The sequence below is a fragment of the Streptomyces sp. NPDC058877 genome (assembly GCF_042742855.1).
GTDB lineage: Bacteria > Actinomycetota > Actinomycetes > Streptomycetales > Streptomycetaceae > Streptomyces.
In genome coordinates, this window is record NZ_JBHYMF010000148.1 from 1 (window position 1) to 17,474 (window position 17,474).

A 17,474-nucleotide genomic window follows, 5' to 3' on the forward strand; every position below is an offset into this window, starting at 1 on the left:
ACCACCCGCGCAATCCGCGACCAGCCCGAACGAGCCCTCCCCCTCCTGGGCATCACCAACAACCCGGACACCCAGGGAACTTGATCAAGCCCTGGATGGCGAGTGGGCGGGACACGAGTTCAACGAGGACTCGGTCACGGTCAAGATGGTGATCGCCTCGTTCGAGGCCGTCCAGGATCGGGCCATCCCGCACGAGGAGTTTACGATCTAGCCTTACCGTCCCACCCTCACCGGACTCAAGCACGGCGCCTCCACGCCGTCTTACCGCCTCGGCAAGCTCACGGTGTCCACAGAGGGGAGACCCGCTGCGGCGTCGAGGAGTCGGCCAGCAGCGATGCGACACCGTGGGGAACACCGAGCTTCCCCAGAGCCCAGTCGAGCGCATTAGCTTCGGCGTCGCACATTCGGGCGATCAGGCTGGTCTGTTCAGGCAGAAGGATTCGTCGGGGGATCACGATCGTTTCCCGGATCCGGTCGAGGGGCAGTCCCCGCCGGAAGCCCTGTGCGGCGGGGCGGAGCGCGTCCTCGTTCGGCGGAAGCGGCAGGCGTCGGCGGGCCGCGTTCGAGACGACGATCCCGGCGACGTGGACGTACTCCGCTAGGAGCGGCCCCAACAGGTCCGCGAGCGCATCGGCCTTGGCGGCGAGCGACATCTCGGCGAAGGGCGTCGGGAAGTGGAAGAGACCGCTGTGGTCCTCCACCCAAATCCAGGCGGTGCCTGCCCCCGCCGTTTTGGCGCACTTGCCGTGCACCTTGCTTAGGAGCCGCCTGCCCTGGTCGCTCTCCACGGTGTCCCCGGTCAGGGTGGTGCCCTGGGGAGCCGTGCCGGGGTGGACGGTCAGCCGCCTCCCGGCGCTGCTGAGGACATCGACCGCGGTCTCCAAGGCCGCGCACTGTTGGGCGGCCTCCTCGGTCCGCTTCTTCCAGGTTTCGAAGTCGCCGCCGCTGAGGAGTTCGGGAAGGTCACCTTCCCAGTAGATGTCACGGCCCCTGTCCAGGGCGAAGAGGTGAGTCCGGACGTTCTCGCGGAACCTTTCGTAGTCCTGGAACTTCTGATCTTCGGCGAAGGTGACGACCTCGATGAAGACGGGGCCGATACGAACATCGCCGGGGCCGCCACTGGCCTTTGCCGGCTCCAGCTCGACCCCGAGTCCGTGGGCCGCCCCCATGAGCGCGAGCCGGGCCTGTGTCTGGGAATGCAGGAACCGGGACAGGGTGACGTCGCAGCGTGCATCCCGCTTGACCGAGGCAATGCCCGGCACCGCGGCTTCCTCCAGATAGGCGTATGCGGCCCACCACCGCACTGCTTCCACCCATGCTCCCGGGGCGGCTCCGTTCATGAACTGGAGCACCGGGGCGTGTCGGCCGAGACCGACGAAGGTGTCGCTGGCCCGCCCCGGGGCGGGGGAGGGGATCACGGCCTTGGGCAGCCAGCGGCTGTTGAAGAACGCGGTGAGTCCGGCCACGGCGCGTGCGGTCACCTGATGACCTGCGGGGGAGAGGTAGCCGGCACCCTCCGGGCAACCGAACCACGCCTCCCAGTCGATCGGCCGGCGGCCCTGGTCGATCGCCCGCCATATCTCTTCGTCACGAGGATGCATGCCCGTGATCATGGCGCATCCGCAGGCGAGGATGTGGGGATTTTCCCGAACGTTCGGCGCTTCCTCCCGGCTGGCCCTGGACCAGTCCCTCGTCCGGTCCGCATTACAGCAAAAGCGGACAGCGACTGCGGATCGCGACCGGTGCCCCCCGCATGCTCATTTGCGGGGAATTCTTATCGCGCCCAAAGTGGCCGACTTCCCGGCGGGGTGGTAGCGGGCATTCGCTTACGGCAGACGAGGATTGACGGCAAGAGACTGGAACCTAGGGCGGGAGCATGTCAACGTACAACATGCCGAAAACGCCAAGGCGGACGTGGAGGTGCTCGGCAGGAATGGAGGGGGAGATTGCAATCCCAGGCTTGTGCGATTGGCAGCCTGGAGTGGTTCCTGTGTAGGAGTTCCGCGTGTCTGGGGTCGCGACCGCGCCGTTCTCGTGCATATTTCGGAGCACCCGGGCCACGAGGAGGCACGTGGCCCGGGCTGTGAATGTTCCCGAGCGCCGCGTAGCGCGAAATCTGGATCGCCTAGTAGCTGACGGTTTGCTGGTGCTCGTTGCAGACGGTGCCTCACCGGCCCTGAGCTCGTACCAGTTGCCTTACTGACGCTGAGGTTGAAAGGGTGGGGTGACAGGGCTACGGAGGTTCCAGCCTGAGTCCGGTCTCGGCGATGAAGCCGTCGAGGATCTCGGGTCTCCGTTGGATGCCGCGCAGGCGCTTCTTCACGAGCGGGGTGAGGTCGTCGATCGTGCGGGGTGTGAGGTTGGCCAGGGACTTCTTCAGGCGGGCCCAGACACCCTCGACCGGGTTCAGGTCGGGTGCGTACGGAGGCAGCTTGACGATGGTGAGCCAGTCGCTGTTGCGGTCGCAGAACTCCCGCAGGGCCTTGGCGTGATGGGTGCTGGCGTTGTCCCACACCACGATCAGCGGGGCACCGCCGAGCTGCCGACGGGCGGAGGTCAGCAGGTCTGAGAACTCGCGGGCCCGGAAGCCCTTCTTCTCACCGGTACGGCCCCGGTACGTCTGGGTCCGGTAGATCAGCCTGGTCTCGCGGCCCGGCCTGACGCAGATCATCCCGGCCATCAGGACCCGGCCCGATCCCTTGCCCGTCACCCTGACCAGCGGCGTCCTGCCCCGCCGCGACCATGTCCGCCCTTTGCCGGGCTTCAAGTCCTGGCCGGCCTCGTCCTCGAAAACTATCCACGCGCCCAGGAGCTGGGCCGTCCTCTTACCCGTGACCACTGCTCCGTCCGCCACCGCTCTACGGCCTGCTCGTCGCGTTCGACGGCCCGGTGGGCGGGGACCTGTGGTGACCAGCCCAGCCGGTGCAGCAGATACGACACCCCGCGCGGGGTGTACCGGCAGCCGAACAGGCGATGGATCAGTTCCGCGATCCTGGCCAGGGTCCACCGCTGGTCCTCGCACCAGCCGTGCGCGGCCGGGCCGGCCTCCAACTCGGCCTGCAACCGCACGGTCTGGTCATCGCTGAGCCGACACGGAAAGCCGCCAGGCCCCTTGGAAGACAGGGCCGACTTGCCGCCGTCCCGCCAGGTTGCATGCCAGGCGTACGCCGACTTCCGCGACACCCGTAACCTGCGGGCCACCTCCAGCGGCCGCAGCCCCTGCCCGAACATCTCCGCGGCCTCGAAGCGCACCACTTCACGCTTCGCCCGCCCCGCGGCGGTCAGACCGCCGCCATCCGCGTACCTCATGACGAGGATGTAGCACCGCCAACGCCAGCTGTCACCCCACCCTTTCAACCTCAGCGGCAACCATCCGAGGTACTGCGAGCTCATCGGCGGGGCGCGCGGAACATAGCCGACGATCGCCGGTTAGCCAAACCGGCGATTGTCAGGATCATTCAGGTGTTCGCATTCGACTGTGCTTGGCGGTGGAGTCGTCGTGGACGCGGGCTGTCTGAGCCCGTTCTCTTCTGTCCCTCACAGGAAGCGCTCTATGCCTGCACGATCGCTGCTTGCTCCCTCAGCTTTGCCCGACCCCGCTATCGCTGTACGCGCTGGCTTTCTCAACGTAAAGGACGCCGCTGCGTACCTCGGCATATCACCGCACACGCTTTATGTATGGCGGCACCGACGGCAGGGGCCGCCAAGCTTCCGCATGGGCCCTCGGGGTCGGGTCATGTATCGGCGGACAGCTCTCGACGCCTGGATCCATGAGCAGGAACGCGCAGACTCTCGCTCTAACCCTGCCTTGAACCCACTGAGCGCGGCTCCGCAGCAACGTCGGAACCCCGGCGCTTGACACAACGAACGTGGTCGGACGTTCGCATCCTCTTGAAAGGAGACCTTTTTGGCCGGCTATATCGAGGATCGTTGGCTCAAGAAGAAAAAGGATCCGGTCACCGGGAGAAGGGAGAAGACCGCTCGCTACGGTAAAGGCAAGCGGTACAAGGTCGCTGGCATACCTGGGGTGCGAGACCGATCTTTTGATGTGCTGGAGGATGCCAAGGCGTGGCTTCGCCGGGCGGCCACGGACGAGGAGCGAGGCGAGTTCGTAGACCCGCGCGACGGGTCCATCACGCTGGCCGACTACATCGCGACGCACTGGGCACCAGGGCGAGGCGGTGCTCCGAAAACCCAGGACAGTCAGGAGCGTAGGTGGCGTCTCCATATCGTCCCGCACCTGGGCCAGCTTCCGCTCAGGAGCATCGCCGCAACGGATCTGCGCGCGTTCATAACCAAGCTGGAGTCGACAGTCTCGTCAGTCGACTACCAGCGCGGCATCCTGTCCGAGCTTTCCTCCATCCTGGAAGCGGCCGTCGACGACAAGCGCCTCGCGCGCAACCCTATGCACGCGAAATCCGTGCGGTGGCCCAAGTCGCCACGGGAGCGGCGCGACGCGTGGCCGATGGACACGGCCCTGCGCGTCCGCGATGCCATCAGCGAGCGGAACAGGATCGCCGTCGTAGTCGGCCTGGGGTGCGGACTCCGCCAGGGAGAAGTCTTCGGGCTCAGTCCGGAGGACATCGACTACGGGCGCGGCCTGCTGCACGTTCGGCGCCAAGTACAGGCGATTCACGGAAGGCTGTACTTCGCCCTGCCGAAGGGGAAGAAGATCCGCACGGTGGATCTGCCCCCTTCGGTAGCCGAGGAACTCAAGCGTCACATTGAAGTGTTCCCGCCGGTAGAAGTGGAGTTGCCGTGGGGCAAGCCGGAGGGGGAGAGGAAGAAGTTCTCCCTGCTGCTCACCACGCGCTTCGGCAACGCCATCGCGGTGAACACATGGAACACCTACACCTGGAAGCCCGCCTTGGCCAAAGCGGGCGTCATCCCGCCGCGCGCTGAGGGGGCGAAAGCCTGGCAGTGGGCGGCGGCCCCGAAGGACGGCTTCCATGTGCTTCGGCACACCTACGCCTCGATCATGTTGGAAGCCGGAGAGTCCGTTGTGACCCTGGCTCGGTGGCTTGGACACTCCTCGCCTGCGATCACTCTCGGTTACTATGCTCACTTCATGCCGGAGGCTGGCAGCAAGGGGCGCGGCACCATCGACGGTCTGCTTGGGGAGCGCGGGAGATCAGCTTGCTAGCCGAAACTCCCCAGATTCTCCCCAGCGCTATCGACCCGTGTTCCCGGCCTCTATGCTCCGGATAAGCCTTCCGTGGATTGCAAGGTTGAAGAGATGGGTGGCCTGGGAAAGTGTTGCAAGAGGTCGTAGCGACCCGCTATGTCACGCCCCTGCGGGAGGGTGGATCGCTCCCAGGGATCGTCGAGGCCGACGATCTCGGCACGTACGTCATGAAATTCACCGGTGCGGGCCAGGGGCGCAAGACCTTGGTGGCCGAAGTCATCTGCGGGCAATTGGCCCGCAAGCTCGGCCTGCGGGTGCCGGAACTCGTCACCCTCCAGCTCGACCCGGTCATCGGACTCTCCGAACCCGACCAGGAAGTCCAGGAACTGCTCAAGGCGAGCGGCGGGCTCAACCTGGGCATGGACTTCCTGCCCGGCTCGCTGGGCTTCGACCCGCTCGCGTACGAGGTCGATCCGCAGGAGGCCGGAAGGGTCGTCTGGTTCGACGCGGTGATCAACAACGTCGACCGGTCCTGGCGCAACCCGAACATGCTCGTCTGGCACGGTGACCTGTGGCTGATCGACCACGGCGCCACCATGATCTGGCACCACAACTGGCCGGGAGCCCAGGCCTCCGCCGCGAAGCCGTACGACGCCTCCGACCATGTGCTCGCCCCCTTCGGCCCGGACGTCGCCGCCGCAGCCGCCGAGCTCGCGCCGCTCGTCACCCGCGAACTCCTGGAGGAGGTCGCCGCCGACGTTCCCGACGAGTGGCTCGTCGACGAACCGGGCTTCGACGGCCCGGACGCCGTGCGTGCCGCCTACGTCGGCGCCCTGCTGCCGCGTGCCGCCACCATCCACGAGCGGATCACGCTGGGGCCGCGCACCGAGCGCCGCCCCCAGCAGCCGCCCGGCTGGCTCGCCGAGCGCCTCGCGCCCCGGACGCACTCCACCGAGAAGGACAGCACCACGTGACCGACCGCGATGTCTTCGAGTACGCGCTGCTGCGCGTGGTGCCCCGCGTCGAGCGCGGCGAGTGCTTCAACGCGGGAGTGGTGGTCTACTGCCGCGCGAGGTCCTTCGTGGCGGCTCGTACGCACCTGGACGAGGCCAAGCTGGCGGCATTGGACCCGGCGGCCGACGTGGCCGGTGTCCGGGCCGCGCTGCGCGCCGTGGAAGGGGTCTGTCTGGGCGGCGAGGCCGCGGGCCAGGCCGCTCGCGATGACGCGGGGCGCCGCTTCCGCTGGTTGATCGCGCCCCGTTCCACGGTGGTGCAGCCGGGGCCCGTCCACACCGGTCTCACCGCCGATCCCGAGACCGAGGTGGAGCGCCTGCTCGATCTGCTCGTCCGCTAGGTCACGACGGAGTGACGGGGCGCACCCGGTGGGCCGTTGACACCGGGTGCCAGGACTTCTAGCGTCTCGTCTGCGGACGATACTAAGCGGTCGCTCATGTGTGGCACGCAGGAGCGGACGACCGGTCCGGCCGCGACCAGGGACGTTCCAAGGGCGAGGAGAAACAAGCATGTCCACCACCGAGCAGCGCGTAGCCATCGTCACGGGTGCCGCCCGGGGCATCGGGGCGGCCACCGCGCTCCGCCTCGCGGCCGAGGGCCGCGCCGTCGCCGTACTCGACCTCGACGAGGCTGCGTGCAAGGACACCGTCGAGAAGATCACCGCCGCGGGCGGCACCGCGCTCGCGGTCGGCTGCGACGTCTCGGACGGCGCGCAGGTGGAGGCCGCGGTCGCGCGGGTCGCCGCCGAGCTCGGTGCGCCGACCATCCTCGTGAACAACGCGGGCGTGCTCCGCGACAACCTGCTCTTCAAGATGTCCGAGTCCGACTGGGACACCGTCATGAACGTCCACCTCAAGGGTGCCTTCCTGATGGCGAAGGCCGTCCAGAAGCACATGGTGGACGCGGGCTTCGGCCGGATCGTCTCCCTCTCGTCCTCCTCGGCGCTCGGCAACCGGGGCCAGGCCAACTACTCGGCCGTCAAGGCGGGCCTGCAGGGCTTCACCAAGACGCTCGCCAAGGAGCTCGGCAAGTTCGGCATCACGGCCAACGCGGTCGCCCCCGGCTTCATCGTCACCGAGATGACCGCGCAGACCGCCGAGCGGGTGGGCATGGGCTTCGAGGAGTTCCAGGCGGCTGCCGCCTCCATGATCCCGGTGCAGCGTGTCGGCCGTCCCGAGGACGTGGCCGGTGCGATCGCCTTCTTCACCGGCGACGACGCGGGCTTCGTCTCGGGCCAGGTCATGTACGTGGCCGGCGGCCCGCTCAACTGACGACGGGACGAGGAGGAGGAGACGCTCATGAGTGCACAGGAACGACCGGAGCCGTCCGGCAGGGTCGCCCTCGTCACCGGCGCGAGCCGGGGCATCGGCTACGGCATCGCCGAGGCGCTGGTCGCCCGCGGTGACCGGGTCGTCATCACCGGACGCGGCGAGGAGGCCCTGAAGGAGGCCGTGGAGCGCCTCGGGGCCGACCGGGCGATCGGCGTGCCCGGCAAGGCGCACGACGAGGCCCACCAGGCCACTGCCGTCGAGGCGGCGATGGACGGCTTCGGCCGTCTGGACTTCCTGGTGAACAACGCCGGGACGAACCCCGTCTTCGGTCCCCTCGCGGACCTGGACCTCGGAGTGGCCCGCAAGGTCTTCGAGACCAACGTCATCTCCGCGCTCGGTTTCGCCCAGCGCAGTTGGCACGCCTGGCAGAAGGAGCACGGCGGTGCGATCGTGAACATCGCCTCGATCGCCGGAGTCTCCGCCTCGCCCTTCATCGGCGCGTACGGCATGAGCAAGGCCGCGATGATCAATTTGACCCTGCAGTTGGCGCACGAATACGCGCCGGTCGTGCGGGTCAATGCGATCGCTCCGGCCGTCGTGAAGACGAAATTCGCGCAGGCGCTCTATGAGGGGCGCGAGGCGGAGGCGGCTGCGGCCTATCCGCTGGGGCGGCTCGGCGAGCCCTCGGACATCGGTGGCGCGGCGGCCTTCCTCACCTCGTCCCAGTCGGAGTGGATCACCGGCCAGACGCTCGTCGTCGACGGCGGCATTTTCCTGAACGCCGGGGTTGGCTGACCGATAATCGGACACTTTCCAGAATCGGTGTCCGGATTGGCACCGGTTATACGTTGAATGCCTCAAGTGCCCCGTCGGGCTCAAACATTGACCTGACGGGGTGCTGCGGTATCGTCGGCCGACCCATGGCTGAACGAGGAGCGTGCACGTGTTCAACCGGACCAGTCTGCAGGCCGCTGCAGCCCTTGTGTCCATATCCCTGGTGACCGGCTGCGGTGTCTTTTCGGACAACGAATCCGCCGGGGAGCAGAGGATCGTCGTCGGTACGACGAGTTCTCCCACCACGCTTGATCCGGCCGCGGCCTGGGACAATTCCTGGGAGCTCTTCCGGAATGTCTTCCAGACGCTGGTGAGTTTCCCGACGGGCAGTACGACCCCGAAGTCGGATGCCGCGGACTGCAAGTTCACGGACACTTCCAGTCGGGTCTTCGAGTGCAAGCTCGTGGAGGGGCTCACCTTCTCCAACGGCCACAAGCTGGACGCGAAGGCCGTGCAGTACTCGATCGAGCGCATCCGCACGATCGACCACAAGGGCGGTCCCAACGGGATGCTGGGTTCGCTCAGCAAGATCGAGACCGTCGGTGACCGCACCGTCGTCTTCCGGCTCAACAAGTCGGACGCGACCTTCCCCTTCGTCCTGGCCACCCCCGCGATGTCGCTGGTGGACCCGGCCGAGTACCCGGCCGACAAGCTCCGCACCGACGGCAAGCTCACGGGCTCCGGGCCGTACGTCCTCGACTCGTACACCGAGCGCAAGGAAGCGGAGCTCACCAAGAACCCCACCTACAAGGGCTTCGCCGACCGGAAGAACGGCGGAGTCACGATCCGCTACTTCGACGACTCCGATGCCATGGTCGCCGCGCTGAGGAAGAAGGAGATCGACGTCACCTACCGCGGCCTCACCGCCGAGGAGGTCGTCAACCTCCAGGAGGACAAGCCCGAGAACAAGGGCCTCCAGCTCGTCGAGTCGACCGGTGCCGACATCCGCTACCTGGTCTTCAACGCTCAGGACCCGACCATCGCCAAGCTTCCCGTCCGCCGGGCCATCGCCCAGCTCGTGGACCGCGACGAACTGGTCAACAAGGTCTACCAGGGCACCGCCGAGCCCCTGTACTCGATGGTCCCCAAGGGCATTGCCGCCCACACCACCAAGTTCTTCGACCGCTTCGGTGCCCCCAGCGTGAAGAAGGCGGAGGAGATCCTCCGCGACGCCGACATCACCGAGCCCGTGGAGCTCGACTTCTGGTACGCCACGGACCGGTACGGCTCCTCCACGGCCAATGAGTTCGCCGAGATCAAGCGGCAGCTCGAGGAGTCCGGCCTCTTCCAGGTGACTCTGCACGGGAAGCCCTGGAAGGAGTTCCAGGCGGGCTACCAGAAGGGCGAGTACCCGGTCTTCGGCCGCGGTTGGTTCCCCGACTTCCCGGACCCGGACAACTTCGTCGCCCCCTTCGTGGGCAAGGAGAACGTCCTCGGCACGCCCTACCTGAACTCCCGGATCACCAACGAGCTGCTGCCCAAGTCGCGGCGCGAGAGCGACCGGGGCACCGTCACGGACGAGTTCGTGGAGGCCCAGGAGATCCTGGTGCAGGACGTGCGGCTGCTGCCCCTGTGGCAGGGCAAGCTGTACATCGCGGCCGGCGAGGACATCGGTGGCGGTGAGCGCGCCCTCGACCCGCAGACGGTCATGCAGATGTGGGAGCTGAGCCGCCGGGCCAGCTGGTAGGAGCTTCGCTCAGGACCTACCGGGGGTCGCTGTCAGTGGCCCCCGGTAGGTTCTCGGACGTAGACAGGAACGTCCACCGGAGGTTGTGACCGTGACCGACACCAGCATGCTGCCCGAGTCCTGGCGGGGTGTCCTCGGCGAGGAGCTGCAGAAGCCGTACTTCGCCCAGCTCGTCGAGTTCGTCGAGGAGGAGCGCGCCAGGGGGCCGGTCTTCCCTCCGAAGGGCGAGGTCTTCGCAGCCCTCGACGCCACCCCGTACGACAAGGTGAAGGTCCTGATCCTCGGTCAGGACCCCTATCACGGCGAGGGGCAGGGGCACGGGCTCTGCTTCTCGGTCCGCCCGGGCGTGAAGACCCCGCCCTCCCTGCGGAACATCTACAAGGAGATGCACGCCGAGCTCGGCCACCCCGTCCCGGACAACGGCTATCTGATGCCGTGGGCCGAGCAGGGCGTCCTCCTCCTCAACGCCGTGCTCACGGTCCGCTCCGGCGAGGCGAACTCGCACAAGGGCAAGGGCTGGGAGAAGTTCACGGACGCCGTGATCACTGCCGTGGCCTCGCGCCCCGACCCCGCGGTCTTCGTCCTGTGGGGCAACTACGCCCAGAAGAAGCTGCCGCTCATCGACGAGGAGCGGCACGTCGTGGTGAAGGGGGCCCACCCCTCGCCGCTGTCGGCGAAGAAGTTCTTCGGGTCCCGCCCCTTCTCCCAGATCGACGCGGCCCTCGCCGCCCAGGGGCACGAGCCGATCGACTGGCGCATCCCGAACCTCGGCTGAGCCTCGGGGCGATCCGGGCCGGGTGCGGCTAGCGTCGTCACTCCCAGTGGGCGAGCGGGTGGAGGTCGCGGTGACCGGGCAACATCGGGTGTCGGACGACGGGATCATGACCAAGATCGGGCAGGCCATGATGCTGCTCCACGGCGGTGACCGTGAGGAGGCCCGCAACCGCTTCGGGCTGCTGTGGCAGCAGATCGGCCCGGACGGGGACCCCCTGCACCGCTGCACCCTGGCCCACTACATGGCGGACGCCCAGGACGATCCCGATACGGAGCTCGCCTGGGACCTGCGGGCCCTGGGCGCAGCCGAGGGCCTCGCCGAGGAGCGGCTCGCCGCACACGACTCGGCGGTTGCCCTGAGGGCGCTGTACCCCTCGCTCCATCTGAACCTGGCGGCCGACTACGTCAAGCTCCAGCAGCACGATGCCGCGCGGGTCCATCTGGACCGGGCCCGCGCGGCTGCGGAGCGACTCGACGACGACGGCTACGGGAAGGGCGTGCGGGCTGCGATCGAGCGTCTGGAGCTACGCCTCCGGGGCGAGTGACGGCGCCGGGCCTTTCCGGGACCGGCTCACCGGCCGTACGTCCCGTGACAGATCCGGGAGGGGTCGCTGCCCGGTGCCCATCCTCCGTACCGCTCGCCCAGGTCGCAGACCTCGGACCGGGAGACCGGCGGGGCCTTCGACAGTTTCTTGAGCTCCGCCGGCTCGGGCACTGCGGGTCGGGCCGGGGGGTGGGAGCGCTCGTGCCGGCGGGGCGCGGAGTCGGAGTGCGGGGCCTCCTCCGGGCGGGGCCGGGGGGCCGTTCGCCGCTGCTGTGCCGTGGGAGGTGTCGTACGGGGGACGGTGGAGGGCGGGGGGTCGGGGAGCGCCGCTTCGAGTGCCTCGCGGGCGGGGCCCTCGACGATCTGTGGTGCCACGTCCTGGGCCGGGCCGGCGGCGTCCACCGCGGGAGCGGGCGCGACGGCCGGAGCCGTCGGCGGCGCTTCCACCGACACGCAGCCCGCAAGGGCGGCGACTGCCGCTCCGACCAGGATCTTCACTGTGGTTCGGGTTCGATGCACTCGCGCCACTCTGCTGGTCCGCAGGTGATCTTCGCACCCCTACCGATCGGGAATGCCCCACACGGGTGAGTCGCCCGGGGGCCGTTCTTGACCGGCTCGGCAGGCCCCGCCTTTCCCCCGGGGCCGGTCAGTGGCCGGTCGCGCCGTCGATCCGCTCGCGGATGAGGTCCGCGTGGCCGTTGTGGCGGGCGTACTCCTCGATCATGTGGAGGTAGATCCAGCGCAGGTTGTACGTCTTTCCGTTGCGGCGCTTGCCCACGCCCAGGTCGTCCAGGTCGTGGCCCGCCGCCAGGGCACGTGCCCGTGCGATCTCGGCCTGCCAGCTGGCATGGGCCTCCTCGTAGGTGTCTTCGTCGGTGACGTGGATGTCCCGGTCGTAGTCCTCTTCGGTCGCGTAGATCCACGTGACGTCTTCGCCGGCCAGGGTGTGGCGGAACCAGCCGCGTTCGACCTCGGCCATGTGGCGCACCAACCCGAGGAGGGTGAGGTCCGAAGGAGGTGCGGACGGGGTGCGCAGCTGGGTGTCGTCGAGCCCCTCGCACTTCCGTGCCAGGGTCGCACGGTGGAAGTCGAGCCACTGCTCCAGTGCCTCCCGCTCGCCCGAGGTGGTGGACGGGTCGACGCGCGGGGTGTCTTCGATGTGTTCCGTGGTCATGGGCGGCATCGTCCCTCATGATCACGGACCCGCGCCAGTGGGTTTCCGGGACCCTGAGCATGGGGGTGGGACCTCTGGTGCCGGCGCCTTTGGAGCTCGCCTCAGGAACGACTGCCGAGCATGCCGCGGAGCAACTCGTCGAAGCCGGTGCGTAGTTCCGTGCGGCTCGGGACGGTCGCGTGGAAGGAGCCCGCCGCGCAGGAGAACATCAGCCCCTCGCACCAGGCGATCAGGGAGAGTGCGTGCCGTTCGGGCTCCGGTGAGCCGGCCGCCGTCATCAGGGCGACCAGCGGGACGCGGAAGGTCGAGCCGGCCGTGTCGAAGAAGCTTCGGAGCTCGGGGCGGCGGGTGGCTTCGAGGGCCAGCTCGTAGCGCGAGACCAGCAGGGAGCGATGGTCGGTGAGGTAGCGGTGCAGGGCGAGGGCGAGCGCATCGACGAGCGCGTCGGCGCCCCCGTCGGGGCCCGGCAGCTCCATCGGGGCGAGGACCTCGACCTCCCGCTGCACCTGGCGTCGCACGGCCGATTCCAGGAGGGCCTGGCGGGTGCGGGCGTGATTGGACGTCGAGCCCTGGGGCAGTCCCGCCCGCTCGTCCACGGCGCGGTGGGTGAGGCCGCGCATCCCGCGTTCGACGAGGAGGTCGAGGGTGGCGTCGCCGATCCGCTCGGCGCGGGAGGCGGGGGGCACCGGGGTCGCGCTCCCGGCGGTGGCTGGGGTCATGGGGGACAACTTACTACCGGGTTCCACTCGGGCCACTACTTCTGTAGTACGGTCCTGGCGTCGGACTCACTACATCTGTAGTCACCTGGGTCGAGGAGCAGTCATGGAACAGCACCGTGCCGTCATCATCGGAGCGGGCATCGGAGGACTCACCGCCGCCGTCGCACTGCACCGGCGGGGCTGGCACACCACCGTCCTCGAACGCGCCACCGATCTCGCCCCGGTGGGAGCGGGCATCAGCCTCGCCCCCAACGCTCAGCGCGCCCTCGACGCCATCGGCCTCGGCGACCGCGTCCGCGAGCTCGCCGCCTGGCAGGGCGACGGCGGCGTGCGCACACCTGCCGGGCGCTGGCTCGCCCGCACGCATGCCGATGCCGCCGCCGCCCGCTTCGGCGGCCCCCTCGTCCTCCTCCACCGCGCCACCCTGATCGAGATCCTCACCTCGGCCCTCCCCGAGGGGGCGGTCCGCACCCGTACCGCCGTTGCCGTCACCGACCCCGGAGACGACCGGCGCCCCGCCCGCCTGGCCGTCACGGACACCGATGGCGCAGGCGCGACCGAACGGGAGGCCGAACTCGTCGTCGCAGCCGACGGCATCCACTCGGCGACCCGACGAACCCTCTTCCCCGACCACCCCGGCCCCCGTTACTCGGGCAGCACCGGCTGGCGCGCGGTCGTGCCCGCCCCCACACGGCCCTTCGTCCCGCACGAGACCTGGGGCGCCGGCAAGCTGTGGGGCAGCCACCCCCTCAAGGACGGTCGGGTCTACGCGTACGCCATGGCCGTGGCCCCCGCCGGAGACCGTGCACCCGACGACGAGAAGGCCGAACTGCTGCGCCTGTTCGGAGGCTGGCACCATCCCGTTCCCGAGATCCTCGCGGGCCTCGCCGCCGACCGGATCCTGCGGCACGACGTCCATCACATGCCCGACCCGCTGCCCGACTTCCACCGGGGCAGGGTCGCGCTCCTCGGCGACGCCGCCCACGCGATGATGCCGAGCCTCGGCCAGGGCGGGAACCAGGCCGTCGAGGACGCCGTGGTCCTCGCCCACCGCGCCGGATCCGCCCCCGACTTCCTCCCCGGTCGAGCCCTCCCCGCGTACACCGCCGACCGACTGCCGCGCACCACCGCCATGGTCCGCAAGGCCGCCCGCACCGGTGCGGTCACCATGCTCTCCGCCCGTCCCGCGGTCGCCCTCCGCTCCGCGCTCGTCCACACCGCTTCCCGCTTCGGCCCGGGTCTCGTCCTGCGCGGCTTCGACGGCATCTGTGACTGGCGTCCGCCCACCCCGTACCGCTCCACCGAGGACACCGCCGGGCCCGCATGAAGGAAGAAGGACCGGAACCGGAGCGCCCCGGCCCGAGCCACTGCCGTGCACCGACCCGCAGGGGCGGGAGGAAGGGCCCGTCCGCGTAAGCTGACCAGCGCGAACGGTCCGCAGGGCCAGGGCGCTTCGGACCGGGGAACGACGACGAGGGAGAACCCGTGAAGGTTGGCTGCATCGGACTCGGAGACATTGCGCAGAAGGCCTACCTGCCCGTCCTCGGCACCCTTCCCGGGGTCGAACTGCACCTCCAGACCCGTACCGCGACGACCCTGGAGCGAGTGGCCGACGCCCTCCACCTGCCCGCCGACCGGCGCCACGGCGACCTCGACTCGCTGCTCGCCGTCGGACTCGACGCGGCCTTCGTCCACGCCCCCACCTCCGCCCACGCCGAGATCGCGGCGCGGCTCCTCGAAGCCGGCGTCCCCACCTACGTCGACAAACCGCTCGCGTACGAATACGCCGAGTCCGAGCAGATCGTGGAGCTGGCCGAGAAGCGCTCGGTCGGACTCGCCGTCGGCTTCAACCGTCGCCTCGCCCCGAGTTACGCCCAGTGCCTCGACCACCCCCGTGACCTGATCCTCCTGCAGAAGAACCGCATCGGCCTGCCCGAGGACCCCCGCACCCTGGTCCTCGACGACTTCATCCACGTCGTCGACACCCTGCGCTTCCTGCTGCCGGGCGAGGTCGAGCACATCGACGTGCGGGCCCGGATCCGAGAGGGGCTGATGCACCACGTGGTGCTCCAGCTGTCAGGTGACGGCTTCACCGCCATCGGCATGATGAACCGGATGAACGGTTCCGCCGAAGAGGTCCTGGAGGTGTCCGGACAGGACACCAAGCGCCAGGTCCTCAACCTCTCCGAGGTCATCGACCACAAGGGGCAGCCGACCGTGCGCCGCCGCGGCGACTGGGTCCCCGTGGCCCGGCAGCGCGGCATCGAGCAGGCGGTCTTGTCCTTCCTCGACTCGGTGCGGGAAGGTCGGGTGCTCAGCGCCCGCGACGCCCTCCTCACCCACGAACTGTGCGAGCGCGTCGTTCGGGAGGCCCTGGCCCAGGCGTCCTGAAACGGGAGGGACGCCCGGAACCGGCCCGACGGCCCGTCAGCCGCGGCGCCACCGCTCCTCGACGACGACGGACGCGAGCCGCCAACCGTCCGCGGTGCGCCGCGCCGCAAAGGAGTACCGCCCGCCACAGACGAAGTCCTCGCCCGAGGCGAGCCGCATCGGGTTGACGTAGTCGGCATCGACCTCCGCCCGGTCGCCGGGTTCCCGATACGCACCGGCGTCCCGCAGCCGGACCCGCCGGTTCACGATGAGGTGTTGGCGCACCGGGAACAGGGGCATCGTTTCGGCGAGCCAGTCGGCCACCTCGGTGGCGGGCCCCTCGATCCCGCCCGCGCTGCGGTAGTCGGCTCTGCCGTCCGGGGCGAACAGGGCCCGGTAGGTGCTCCAGTCGCCGTCGTCCACGGCTGTCGCATAGCCGGTGATCAGGTCGTCGAGGGCGATTCGGTCCATCACGGTCGCGAGGTCCACGCGCTGAGTCATCGGCTCAGTGTCGGACAGCCGGTGCCCGGGGCCAAGGGGCGTGCGGCACCAGGGGGTGAGGTCGGCCACCTCGTTTGTGCCCGCACCGGTTCGTACGTGCGCGTCAGCCGAGTGCGCCGATGAGCAGCCCGGGCATGAGGCACAGGGCGATGCCGCCGAGGAGGAGGAGCGCGCCCGCCGCCACGACGCTGATGAACAGGGCGGTGAACGGGTCGCCCAGGGTGTGGCTGGTCTCGTCGTCCGGGACGAACCAGAGGGTGCGTGTCGGACGCGGCTTGGCGAAGCGACCCGAGGGTCGCAGTGCGTGCTCCCTGCGGACGCCGTCGGGGTCGGTGAACTCGTAGACGAACTCCGGCCAGGGGCCGCTGCCGGTGTGCGCGACGTCCCTGCCGACGTACCGGGCCTCGACCCGGATCCCGCGGGTCCAGGGATCCCGTGCGCCGGCGAGTCCGGAGCCGAGGAGCGGCGCGATGGGGATGACCACGGCCCAGGCCGCGACGGAGGCCCAGACTCCGGCCGCGCGCAGGGGGTGGCCCAGAACGAGGAGGGCGAGCGAAGCGATCAGGTTCGTCGTCAGCAGGGCGGAGAACGCCAGTCGGACCGGGGAGTGGCGCTCGTGCAGGGGCAGCGAACGCACCGGCTCCACGGTGACGGTGGCAGGCCGCCGTGCGCGGTGTGCCCGGCGTGCCGTGCCGGACTCGCGCACCAGGCGTTCCAGAGCCGTCGCGAAGGGACGGCCGTGTCGAGCGCGGCAGGGCAACTCGTAGGGTCCGCGGTGTTCCGTGGCGGACGGTCGAAGGGTGATCCGCAGCCGCACCCACGGTGCCCTCCCGGGGACGACGGCCACCTCGTCAACAGCCTCGTACGGGATGCGGGTCACGGTCCTGGCCTCCTGCCACCGGACGCCGTCCCCGCGGAGCCGGACGCTGACGCCTCCGTCCCGCACGATCAGCGAAGGCACCGTCGGTCTGGCTTCCGAACCCATCGACACGTCCCTTCCCGGCCCGTTCCCCCTTCACGGCGTCCCATCCTCTTCCGGCACCCGGCGGGCCACCACGCGCGTGCCCGGCAGGACGCTGCCGCGCTCGTTGCCGGGAGCGGGAAGTCCCGGGCACCGTCCGGCCGGCCACGACGCCCACCGTGCCGGGGTCTTCGGCCGGTGCGAACCGACCACCGGCATCGGCCCGTTCATGAACCCGGTCGCCCGGGCCGTGTCCCGCGATCCCCGTGCCGGCGCCGAGCGCGTGTTCCGGACCGCGGACCACGGCTCCTCCCACCGTGGGCGGAAGGCCGCCGACCGGTTGACCGCGGCGTCCCCGACACCGCATCATCACCGCCCCCCTCCAAGGACTTCCGCAACGGACCGCCTAGTGTCCTGAGTCTTAGAAGAGCTATAGAAGTATGCTGGGCTCATGGCACGCATGGGTCGACCGACGGTTGACGTGGTTCTGACGGATGACG

The 17,474-nt window shown here is 69.3% G+C and carries 19 protein-coding genes and 1 pseudogene; 12 read left to right on the plus strand and 8 right to left on the minus strand.

What is annotated here, in order from left to right; all coding sequences use genetic code 11:
• Positions 1–211: pseudogene (locus ACFW2Y_RS26855) on the plus strand (hypothetical protein); the annotation flags it as partial.
• Positions 212–278: 67 nt separating this feature from the next.
• Here the strand turns inward: ACFW2Y_RS26855 and ACFW2Y_RS26860 are convergent.
• The 3 genes from ACFW2Y_RS26860 to ACFW2Y_RS26870 all read right to left on the minus strand — a co-directional run bounded on the left by ACFW2Y_RS26860 (position 279) and on the right by ACFW2Y_RS26870 (position 3,309).
• Positions 279–1,601 carry a hypothetical protein gene (locus tag ACFW2Y_RS26860; RefSeq protein ID WP_384884294.1) on the minus strand — a complete coding sequence of 441 codons (1,323 nt, stop codon included), beginning with the start codon at positions 1,599–1,601 and terminating at the stop codon, positions 279–281.
• 632 nt (positions 1,602–2,233) lie between these two features.
• Positions 2,234–2,854 carry an IS630 family transposase gene (locus tag ACFW2Y_RS26865; RefSeq protein WP_384884297.1) on the minus strand — a complete coding sequence of 207 codons (621 nt, stop codon included), beginning with the start codon at positions 2,852–2,854 and terminating at the stop codon, positions 2,234–2,236.
• Positions 2,794–3,309, minus strand: a complete 516-nt coding sequence (locus ACFW2Y_RS26870) for a winged helix-turn-helix domain-containing protein (protein WP_384884300.1) — start codon at positions 3,307–3,309, stop codon at positions 2,794–2,796. The genes ACFW2Y_RS26865 and ACFW2Y_RS26870 overlap by 61 nt, the downstream gene beginning before the upstream one ends.
• 244 nt (positions 3,310–3,553) lie before the next feature.
• Here ACFW2Y_RS26870 and ACFW2Y_RS26875 point away from each other — a divergent pair, with 244 nt between their 5' ends.
• From ACFW2Y_RS26875 to ACFW2Y_RS26915, 9 genes are all read left to right on the plus strand, one after another.
• Positions 3,554–3,859: a helix-turn-helix domain-containing protein gene (locus ACFW2Y_RS26875; protein ID WP_367457233.1), complete on the plus strand. Its 306-nt coding sequence runs from the start codon at positions 3,554–3,556 to the stop codon at positions 3,857–3,859.
• 48 nt (positions 3,860–3,907) lie between these two features.
• Positions 3,908–5,143, plus strand: coding sequence for a tyrosine-type recombinase/integrase (locus ACFW2Y_RS26880; protein ID WP_384884304.1), 1,236 nt, complete (start codon positions 3,908–3,910; stop codon positions 5,141–5,143).
• Positions 5,144–5,253: 110 nt separating this feature from the next.
• Positions 5,254–6,099: a HipA family kinase gene (locus tag ACFW2Y_RS26885; protein WP_384884306.1), complete on the plus strand. Its 846-nt coding sequence runs from the start codon at positions 5,254–5,256 to the stop codon at positions 6,097–6,099.
• Positions 6,096–6,479: a DUF3037 domain-containing protein gene (locus ACFW2Y_RS26890; protein WP_384884309.1), complete on the plus strand. Its 384-nt coding sequence runs from the start codon at positions 6,096–6,098 to the stop codon at positions 6,477–6,479. Before ACFW2Y_RS26885 ends, ACFW2Y_RS26890 begins: the two co-directional genes overlap by 4 nt.
• Positions 6,480–6,648: 169 nt before the next feature.
• On the plus strand, positions 6,649–7,410 hold the full coding sequence (fabG, locus tag ACFW2Y_RS26895) for a 3-oxoacyl-ACP reductase FabG (RefSeq protein WP_384884312.1): 762 nt from the start codon (positions 6,649–6,651) through the stop codon (positions 7,408–7,410).
• A gap of 27 nt (positions 7,411–7,437) precedes the next feature.
• The gene (locus tag ACFW2Y_RS26900; protein WP_384884315.1) at positions 7,438–8,205 is read left to right on the plus strand and encodes an SDR family oxidoreductase; all 768 of its coding nucleotides are present in this window, start codon (positions 7,438–7,440) and stop codon (positions 8,203–8,205) included.
• 148 nt (positions 8,206–8,353) lie between these two features.
• Positions 8,354–9,931 (plus strand): ABC transporter substrate-binding protein, encoded by a 1,578-nt coding sequence (locus ACFW2Y_RS26905; RefSeq protein WP_384884317.1) that lies wholly within the window; start codon positions 8,354–8,356, stop codon positions 9,929–9,931.
• 91 nt (positions 9,932–10,022) lie between these two features.
• Positions 10,023–10,706: a uracil-DNA glycosylase gene (ung, locus tag ACFW2Y_RS26910; RefSeq protein ID WP_384884320.1), complete on the plus strand. Its 684-nt coding sequence runs from the start codon at positions 10,023–10,025 to the stop codon at positions 10,704–10,706.
• Between the two features lie 106 nt (positions 10,707–10,812).
• Complete coding sequence (locus ACFW2Y_RS26915) at positions 10,813–11,250, plus strand: hypothetical protein (protein WP_384884323.1); 438 nt, start codon at positions 10,813–10,815, stop codon at positions 11,248–11,250.
• A 26-nt stretch (positions 11,251–11,276) separates the two neighbouring features.
• On the opposite strand, the gene ACFW2Y_RS26920 is transcribed toward ACFW2Y_RS26915, so the two are convergent.
• The 3 genes from ACFW2Y_RS26920 to ACFW2Y_RS26930 form a co-directional block, all read right to left on the minus strand.
• A complete protein-coding gene (locus tag ACFW2Y_RS26920; protein WP_384884326.1) occupies positions 11,277–11,768 on the minus strand; it encodes a hypothetical protein in 492 nt (163 codons plus the stop codon).
• 127 nt (positions 11,769–11,895) lie between these two features.
• On the minus strand, positions 11,896–12,432 hold the full coding sequence (locus tag ACFW2Y_RS26925; protein ID WP_384884328.1) for a DinB family protein: 537 nt from the start codon (positions 12,430–12,432) through the stop codon (positions 11,896–11,898).
• A gap of 92 nt (positions 12,433–12,524) precedes the next feature.
• A complete protein-coding gene (locus tag ACFW2Y_RS26930; RefSeq protein ID WP_384884331.1) occupies positions 12,525–13,142 on the minus strand; it encodes a TetR/AcrR family transcriptional regulator in 618 nt (205 codons plus the stop codon).
• A 103-nt stretch (positions 13,143–13,245) separates the two neighbouring features.
• On the opposite strand from ACFW2Y_RS26930, the gene ACFW2Y_RS26935 reads away from it, so the two are divergent.
• Positions 13,246–14,469, plus strand: coding sequence for an FAD-dependent monooxygenase (locus tag ACFW2Y_RS26935; protein WP_384884334.1), 1,224 nt, complete (start codon positions 13,246–13,248; stop codon positions 14,467–14,469).
• Positions 14,470–14,627: 158 nt separating this feature from the next.
• Positions 14,628–15,533: a Gfo/Idh/MocA family protein gene (locus tag ACFW2Y_RS26940; protein WP_384884336.1), complete on the plus strand. Its 906-nt coding sequence runs from the start codon at positions 14,628–14,630 to the stop codon at positions 15,531–15,533.
• Positions 15,534–15,569: 36 nt separating this feature from the next.
• Here the strand turns inward: ACFW2Y_RS26940 and ACFW2Y_RS26945 are convergent, their stop codons facing one another.
• Together ACFW2Y_RS26945 and ACFW2Y_RS26950 are read right to left on the minus strand one after the other, a co-directional pair.
• Positions 15,570–16,013, minus strand: a complete 444-nt coding sequence (locus tag ACFW2Y_RS26945; protein ID WP_384884339.1) for a nuclear transport factor 2 family protein — start codon at positions 16,011–16,013, stop codon at positions 15,570–15,572.
• A gap of 103 nt (positions 16,014–16,116) precedes the next feature.
• Positions 16,117–16,893: a hypothetical protein gene (locus ACFW2Y_RS26950; protein WP_384884342.1), complete on the minus strand. Its 777-nt coding sequence runs from the start codon at positions 16,891–16,893 to the stop codon at positions 16,117–16,119.
• Positions 16,894–17,474: the final 581 nt, after the last annotated feature.